8 protein-coding genes are annotated in these 7,462 nt (G+C 72.1%); 4 read left to right on the plus strand and 4 right to left on the minus strand.

Annotated features, from left to right (window positions below; all coding sequences use genetic code 11):
* The first annotated feature begins 16 nt into the window (after positions 1-16).
* Genes DEP02_RS22795 through DEP02_RS22810 form a run of 4 tightly spaced genes read left to right on the plus strand, consistent with a single transcriptional unit; the run spans position 17 to position 4,048 of the window.
* Entirely contained in the window at positions 17-1,090 is a 1,074-nt protein-coding gene (locus tag DEP02_RS22795) for an ABC transporter permease (RefSeq protein WP_112469557.1), read from the plus strand.
* Positions 1,087-2,052, plus strand: coding sequence for an ABC transporter permease (locus DEP02_RS22800; RefSeq protein ID WP_112469558.1), 966 nt, complete (start codon positions 1,087-1,089; stop codon positions 2,050-2,052). The genes DEP02_RS22795 and DEP02_RS22800 overlap by 4 nt, the downstream gene beginning before the upstream one ends.
* On the plus strand, positions 2,049-3,047 hold the full coding sequence (locus tag DEP02_RS22805; RefSeq protein ID WP_112469559.1) for an ABC transporter ATP-binding protein: 999 nt from the start codon (positions 2,049-2,051) through the stop codon (positions 3,045-3,047). Before DEP02_RS22800 ends, DEP02_RS22805 begins: the two co-directional genes overlap by 4 nt.
* Positions 3,044-4,048, plus strand: coding sequence for an oligopeptide/dipeptide ABC transporter ATP-binding protein (locus DEP02_RS22810; protein ID WP_112469560.1), 1,005 nt, complete (start codon positions 3,044-3,046; stop codon positions 4,046-4,048). The genes DEP02_RS22805 and DEP02_RS22810 overlap by 4 nt, the downstream gene beginning before the upstream one ends.
* Positions 4,049-4,067: 19 nt before the next feature.
* On the opposite strand, the gene DEP02_RS22815 is transcribed toward DEP02_RS22810, so the two are convergent.
* The 4 genes from DEP02_RS22815 to DEP02_RS22830 all read right to left on the minus strand — a co-directional run bounded on the left by DEP02_RS22815 (position 4,068) and on the right by DEP02_RS22830 (position 7,227).
* On the minus strand, positions 4,068-5,024 hold the full coding sequence (locus DEP02_RS22815) for a bifunctional riboflavin kinase/FAD synthetase (RefSeq protein ID WP_112469561.1): 957 nt from the start codon (positions 5,022-5,024) through the stop codon (positions 4,068-4,070).
* Positions 5,025-5,469: 445 nt separating this feature from the next.
* Positions 5,470-6,375, minus strand: a complete 906-nt coding sequence (truB, locus tag DEP02_RS22820) for a tRNA pseudouridine(55) synthase TruB (protein WP_112469562.1) — start codon at positions 6,373-6,375, stop codon at positions 5,470-5,472.
* Positions 6,372-6,824: a 30S ribosome-binding factor RbfA gene (rbfA, locus tag DEP02_RS22825; RefSeq protein WP_112469563.1), complete on the minus strand. Its 453-nt coding sequence runs from the start codon at positions 6,822-6,824 to the stop codon at positions 6,372-6,374. Before rbfA ends, truB begins: the two co-directional genes overlap by 4 nt.
* A gap of 109 nt (positions 6,825-6,933) precedes the next feature.
* Positions 6,934-7,227, minus strand: coding sequence for a DUF503 domain-containing protein (locus tag DEP02_RS22830; protein WP_112469564.1), 294 nt, complete (start codon positions 7,225-7,227; stop codon positions 6,934-6,936).
* Positions 7,228-7,462 lie beyond the last annotated feature (235 nt).

Raw genomic sequence — 7,462 nt, forward strand, 5'->3', positions numbered from 1 at the left:
CAGACGGTGAGCGCGCATGACCGCTGAAGCGACACCCGCGCCGGCCGAGGGGGCCGCCGCCGACCCGGGGACGTCCGGGCCGGCGGCGGGCCGGGGGCCACGGGCCAGGAGCGGTGCCGCGTATCTGCGGTACGTGGCGGGCAAGTTGGCTGGCGCGGCCGTCTCGCTGCTCGCCGTCCTCGTCACCAGCTTCTTCCTCTTCCGGCTGATCCCGGGCGACCCGGTGAAGTTCATGACCGGCGGACGCCCGGTCTCCGCTCAGCAGCTCGCCGCCTACCGGCGGGAGTTCGGGCTCGACCTGCCCATGTGGCAGCAGTTCACGCACTACTGCGGCAAGGCGCTGACCGGGGATCTGGGGACCTCGTACCAGTTCCGCGCACCGGTCATCGACAAGATCATCGAGGCTCTGCCGAACACCCTGCTGCTGACCGGTACGGCCTTCGTGCTCTACACCGCGCTCGGCATCGTCCTCGGCACCCGCTCCGCCTGGCGGCACGGCCGGCTCGGCGACCGCCTCAACACGGGTCTGGCGCTGACGCTCTACTCCGTTCCGTCCTTCTGGCTGGGGCTGCTGCTCATCATCGTGCTGTCGGTGGGTGTGGGCCCGATTCCGGGTCTGTTCCCGACCGGGGGCATGGAGTCGGGCGGCAAGGAGGGCTTCGCGTACGCCGTCGACGTCGCCCACCACCTCGTGCTGCCGGTGGTGACGCTGGTCGCGGTGGAGTACGGGCAGACCCTGCTGGTCACACGGTCGGCGCTGCTGGACGAGATGGGCGGCGACTATCTGACGACCGCGCGGGCCAAGGGGCTTCGGGACGATCTGGTACGGCGCCGGCACGCCGTGCCGAACGCGCTGCTGCCGACCGTGACGCTGATCTTCGTCAATCTCGGCCGGACCGTGGCGGGTGTGATCCTCGTCGAGACGGTGTTCTCCTGGCCGGGGCTCGGCGGGCTGTTCTACCAGGGGCTGAGCGTGCCCGATCTGCCGCTGGTGCAGGGGCTTTTCTTCGTCTTCGCGTCTGCGGTGATCGTGATGAACACCCTCGCCGATCTGCTGTATCCATTGTTCGATCCGAGGGTGGGCCGATGACCGCCGAGACGGAGACCACTACGACGCCCGGACCGCACGCGCCCGGACCGGGCACGCCGGGCCGTGGCACGCCCGGTCCGCGCACGCTCACCTGGCAGCGCCGCCGGGCCTCCGCCGCCCGTTTCTGGAAGCAGTACCGGACGCACCGCGCGGGCGTCTTCGGACTCGCCGCGCTCGTGCTGTGCGCGCTGGTCGCGCTGACCGCGCCGCTGACCGTCGGGGTGGACGCGCGGAGCGTGACCGACGCGCCCGGCGGGCCGCTGGAGAGTCCGAGCGCGCGGTTCCCGCTGGGCACCGACCAGTTCGGGCGCAGTCTGCTGGGCCTGATGGTCTGGGGTGCGCGGGTCTCGCTGCTGGTCGGGCTGCTCGCGGCCGTGCTGTCGGTGGCGATCGGGGCGTTCATCGGCATCACCGCGGGGCACTTCCGCGGCTGGTACGCCACGGTGATGATGCGGATCACGGACTGGTTCCTGGTGATGCCGACGCTGGTACTCGCCATCGCGCTCGCCACCGTGATGTCCCGCTCGCTGGGCACCATCGTCGTGGCGATCGGCGTGACCACCTGGCCGACCACCGCGCGTCTGGTGCGGGCGCAGACGCTGGCGGTGGAGTCACGGCCGTACATCGAACGGGCGAAGGCGCTCGGCGGCGGTCACTGGCATGTGATGTCCCGGCATGTGCTGCCGAACGTCATGCCGCTGGTGCTCGCCCAGACCACCCTGATCATCTCCACCGCGATCCTGGCGGAAGCGACGCTGGCCTTCCTCGGGCTCGGCGACCCGACCGGCGTGTCCTGGGGCGGGCTGCTGCAGGACGCGCGGGAGGCGGGGGCGGTCAGTTCCGGCGACTGGTGGTACCTGGTGCCGCCGGGTATCGCCATCGCGGTCGTCGCACTGGCGTTCACGCTGTGCGGGCGGGCGGTCGAGTCCGTCCTCAACCCCAGGCTGGGGGTGTCCCGTTGAGCCTGCTCGACGTACGGAACCTGGAAGTGACGTATCCGGGTGGTGCGGCCGCCGTGCGCGGGGTCGGTCTGACCCTCGCCCCGGGCGAGAAGCTCGGCATCGCGGGCGAGTCCGGCTGCGGCAAGTCCACTCTGGCGCTGGCGCTGCTGCGGCTGCTGCCGGCCGGGACCCGGATCGGCGGCGAGATCCTGCTGGACGGCGAGGACGTGTTGGCGATGAAGTGGGGCCGGGTGCGGGCGGTGCGCTGGGCGGGGGCGTCGATCGTCTTCCAGGGCGCGATGCACTCGCTGAACGCCGTGCACCGGGTCGGTGACCAGATCGCCGAGCCGATCCTGCTGCACCGCGGGGCGACCGCGGCGGGCGCGCGGAGGAGGGCCGGGGAACTGCTGGAGCAGGTGGGGCTGCCTGCGGCGCGGGCGAGCGCGTACCCGCACGAGCTGTCCGGCGGGCAGCGCCAGCGCGTGATGATCGCGATGGCGCTGGCCTGCGATCCGCGTCTGGTCGTCGCCGACGAACCCACCACGGCGCTGGACGTGATGGTCCAGGCCCAGATCCTGCGGCTGATCCAGCGGCTGGTGAGCGAGCAGGACCTCGGGCTGGTCATGATCAGCCATGATCTCGCCGTCCTGGCCGACACCTGCGACCGGCTGGCGGTGATGTACGCGGGCCGGGTGGTCGAGGAGGGCCCGGCCCGGCAGGTCTACGAGGACGCCCGGCACCCCTACGGCAGGGCCCTGTCGGAGGCGTTCCCCCGCATCGGCGATCCGGCGTCCCGCTTCGCGCCGCGCGGGCTGCCGGGCGACCCGCCGGACCCGGCGGCGGTGCCGTCCGGGTGCGCGTTCCACCCGCGCTGCCCGGTCGCGCTGGACGTCTGCGCCACCCAGGACCAGGTGCTGCGCGCGGCGGGAGCGGGGCGGCGGGCGGCTTGTGTGCATGTGCCGGAAGGAGCCGCGGCCACCGGGGACGAGGCGGAAGTGAGGACCAGCACCGCATGACGACCACACCACCGCTGCTGAGGGCCGAGGGCCTGCGCATCACCTTCCCCGGCCGGAACGGCGCGCCGGCCGCCCGGGCCGTGGACGGGGTGGACCTCGACATCCGGCCCGGCGAGATCGTCGCGCTGGTCGGCGAGTCGGGGTGCGGGAAGACGACGCTGGCCCGCTCGCTGCTCGGTCTGGTGGAGCCGACCGCGGGACGCGTCACCTTCGACGGTGCCCCGCTCGACTACTCCTCGCGCGCGTTGAAGGCGTACCGCAAGCGGGCCCAGCTGGTGCTCCAGGACCCGAGCGGCTCGCTCAACCCGCGCCACACGGTGTACGACGCCGTGGCCGAGGGGCTGCGGATCCACGGGTACGACGGGGACGAGCGGGCGGCGGTCGCCGAGGCCCTGTCCCGGGCCGGGCTGCGTCCGCCCGAGCGTTTCTTCCTGCGCTACCCGCACGAGCTGTCCGGCGGTCAGCGCCAGCGCGTGGTCATCGCGGGCGCGCTGGTCCTCGAGCCCGAACTCCTCGTCGCCGACGAGCCGGTGGCCTCCCTGGACGCCTCGGTGCGCGGTGAGATCCTCGCCCTGCTGCTGCGGCTGCGCACCGAACTCGGCCTGTCCGCGCTGGTGGTGACCCACGACCTGGGGCTGGCCTGGAACATCGCCGACCGGGTCGCGGTGATGTACCTGGGGCGGATCGTGGAGACCGGTGAGGTGGAGCAGGTCCTGACGGCACCCCGGCACCCGTACACCCAGGCCCTGCTGTCCGTCCTGCCCGAGGCCCCCGGAGATCCGGTCGTCCTCGGCGGCGAGCCCCCGGACCCCTCCCGCATCCCCTCCGGCTGCCGCTTCCACGTCCGCTGCCACGTCCTGGCGAGCGGCGAGGCCGAACGGGCGGGTGTGGCCCGGGCGTGCCGCGGTCAGGATCTCGAGATCCTCGGCGGGAGCGGCGAGTCCCACGTCGCGTGCCACTGGGCGCGCGCACGGGAGGACGCGGCTCCGGCAGGGGCGTAGCGCAGCGTCGTGGCGCGGGCTACTCCGTCCTCGTGTCCGCCGCGATGATCTCCCGGCACTTCTTGACGTCCTCCGCCATCGTCTCCGTCAGCGCCTGGAGGGACTCGAACTTCGCCTGGCCGCGGACGAAGGCCAGGAACTCGACGGCGACGTGCAGCCCGTACAGGTCGAGGCCGACGCGGTCGATGGCGTACGCCTCCACCGTGCGCTCGGTGCCGTCGAACTGCGGGTTCGTGCCGACGGAGATCGCGGCCGGCATCACCTCGCCCTGGGCGTGCAGAAAGCCGGCGTAGACGCCGTCGGCGGGGATCGCGGTGTGCGGAAGCGTTTCGACGTTGGCCGTGGGGAAGCCCAGCTCGCGGCCCCGCTGGGCGCCGCGGACCACGACGCCCTCCACCCGGTGCGGGCGGCCCAGGATCTCGCGGGCGCCCTCGACATCGCCCTCGGCGACCAGGCGGCGGGTCAGGGTCGAGGAGAAGGGCTCGCCGCCGCCCGCTTCTCCGGTGACGTACAGGTCGACGACCTCGACCTCGAAGTCGTAGACCTTGCCCTGCTCGGCGAGGAACTCCACGTTGCCGGCGGCCTTGTGGCCGAAGCGGAAGTTCGGGCCCTCGACGACCGCTTTGGCGTGCAACTTGTCGACCAGCACCTTGACGACGAACTCGGCCGGGGACAGCTTCGAGAACTCCGCGGTGAAGGGCAGGACGAGCACCGCGTCCACCCCCAGCTCGGCCATCAGTTCGGCACGGCGGTGGTGGGGGGCCAGCAGCGGCGGGTGGCTGCCGGGGCGTACGACCTCGCTGGGGTGCGGGTCGAAGGTGACGACGACGGCGGGGACGCCGAGCTCGCGGGCACGGTTCACGGCGTGCTCGATGATCAGCTGGTGTCCGCGGTGGACTCCGTCGTAGGAGCCGATGGTGACGACGCTGCGCCCCCAGTCGTGGGGGATGTCCTCCAAGCCACGCCAGCGCTGCACTGTGACTGCTCCTCGTCGCACCTGTGTCCCTGCTGCCTTGTTGTCTTGCGTTGTCTTGCTTGTCCTGCTGCCTTGTCCGCAGGTCTAAGAGTGCCATGCCCCGCGTTCCCCGCCCGCATTGGCATGGACGCTGTGACGGGGCGCACGTCGCCGGACGACTGCCGGCCGGGATCGAGCGGGCATCAGGCAGTGGGCGAGCGGGTGTCGGGCGGGGACGCGTACGCCAGCCCTGCTCTCGACGGTAGGCGGCGAATGATCGGCGGGAAAGATCGCGTGGTGAACGCGCCCCCTCGCACTCCCTCTGTTCACTCCGTACGCCCGCGCGGTCGGGTGATTGGGCGGGGGCGGCTGGATACAGCTTAGGAGTGGGGGAACCGAGGGGGGACCGTGGAGCGGCGGCAGTGGAACACCCCGTGCTCGCCGCTCCACGGGCGGACGGCGGACGTCAGCCGAAGACCGTCAGGCTCCTGGCCTTGCCCCGCTGCTCCTCCACGAGCGCGAGGAGGCTGCCCTCGGGGCCGAAGGCGGCCACGGGGCCGGTGCCCGCGTACTCGTCGGGGATGTCCAGCCGGACGCCGTTGGTGAGCAGCCGGGCGCGCCGGGCGTCGACGTCCCAGCGGGGGAACGCGGCCGCGGCCGCCTCGGCGATCGGCATCACGGTCAGCTCCTGCTGGAGCTGGTCCAGCGTCCTGGCGGAGTCCAGCTTGTACGGGCCGACGCGGGTGCGGCGCAGCGCGGTGAGGTGGCCGCCGACGCCGAGGTCCGCGCCCAGGTCGCGGGCGAGGGCGCGGATGTAGGTGCCGGAGGAGCAGACCACCGACACCACCAGGTCGAGCACGGGGGTGCCGTCGTCGGCGGCGGCTTCCCTGATGTCGTACACCCTGAAGGAGGAGACGGTCACCGGCCGGGCCGGGATGTCGAACTCCTCCCCCTCCCGGGCGCGCTTGTACGACCGTACGCCGTTGATCTTGATGGCACTGACCTTGGACGGCACCTGCATGATGTCGCCGGTCAGCTTGGCGACGGCCGTGTCGACGGCGTCCCGGGTGACCCCGGAGGCGTCCGTGGAGGAGGTGATCTCGCCCTCGGCGTCGTCGGTGATCGTGTCCTGGCCGAGGCGTACGGTGCCCAGGTACTCCTTCTCGGTCAGCGCGAGGTGGCCGAGGAGCTTGGTGGCCTTCTCCACGCCGAGTACGAGGACGCCGGTCGCCATGGGGTCGAGGGTGCCGGCGTGGCCGATGCGGCGGGTCTTCGCGATCCCGCGCATCTTGGCCACGACGTCGTGCGAAGTGAAGCCCGACGGCTTGTCGACGATGACGAGGCCGTCGGGCGGGGTGGGCTTGCTGCTCATTCGGTGGTGTCGTCCGTCTCGTCGTCGGACCCCGGCTTCCGGTACGGGTCCGCTCCACCGGCGTAGGAGGCGCCGGCGGAGGCCTCGCGCACCTTCGCGTCGGAGGCGCGGGCCTTGTCGAGGAGGTCCTCGATGGTCCGGGCGGTGTCCGGGAGGGCGTCCGCGACGAAGGTGAGGGTGGGGGTGAACTTGACGCCGGCCGCGCGGCCGACCTCGGAGCGCAGGATGCCCTTGGCGCTCTCCAGGCCGGCGGCCGCGGCCTTGCGGTCCTCGTCGTCCCCGTAGACCGTGTAGAAGACGGTCGCCTCCCGCAGGTCACCCGTGACCCGGGTGTCCGTGATGGTGACGTGCGAACCGAGCCGCGGGTCCTTGATCCCGCGCTGCAGCTTCTGGGCCACCACCTCTCGGATGAGGTCCGCCAGCCTTTTCGCCCGCGCGTTGTCGGCCACTGGTCCGTCTCCCGTTCTTTCTTCTTCTGCGTTGCGTGGTGTGTGCTGTCTGTCCGAATGCTGTCCGTCTGCGTCTGTCCGGTCGTCCTCGCCGGGCTGGGCGCCCTCGCTAGTCGTCCTCGCCGTGGAAACGGCGTCTGACGGACAGCAGCTCCACCTCGGGGCGGGCTGCGACCAGTCGTTCGCACCGGTCCAGCAGGTCGGTCAGGTGCGTCGCGTCGCCGGAGACCGCGGCGAGGCCGATGACGGTTCGCCGGTAGAGGTTCGTGTGGTCCACCTCCGCCACGCTCACCGTGTATTTGCGCTGGAGTTCGGCGATGATCGGGCGGACGACGGAACGCTTCTCCTTCAGCGAGTGGACGTCGCCGAGGAGGAGGTCGAAGGACAGAGTCCCCACGTACATGTGTGTGTCCGGGTTGCCCGCCGGTACGGGGTCGGTGGTCCTGCCTTCCAGGTGGGCAGGGACATCAAGAACCGTACCGCGAACCTGGGCGGTGGCTCGACGGGGTTTCCTTCGCCCGCCCACCCACCCGACTCGGTGGAACCAGGAGCGAGTCCGGCCTCGGGGCCCTGCCCCGGGTGGCCTCGCGGGGCCGGGGGCGGGTGCCCCCGGGCATGGCGCGCCGGCCGGCGGGACC

It is taken from the genome of Streptomyces triticisoli, from assembly GCF_003270085.1.
Lineage (GTDB): Bacteria > Actinomycetota > Actinomycetes > Streptomycetales > Streptomycetaceae > Streptomyces > Streptomyces triticisoli.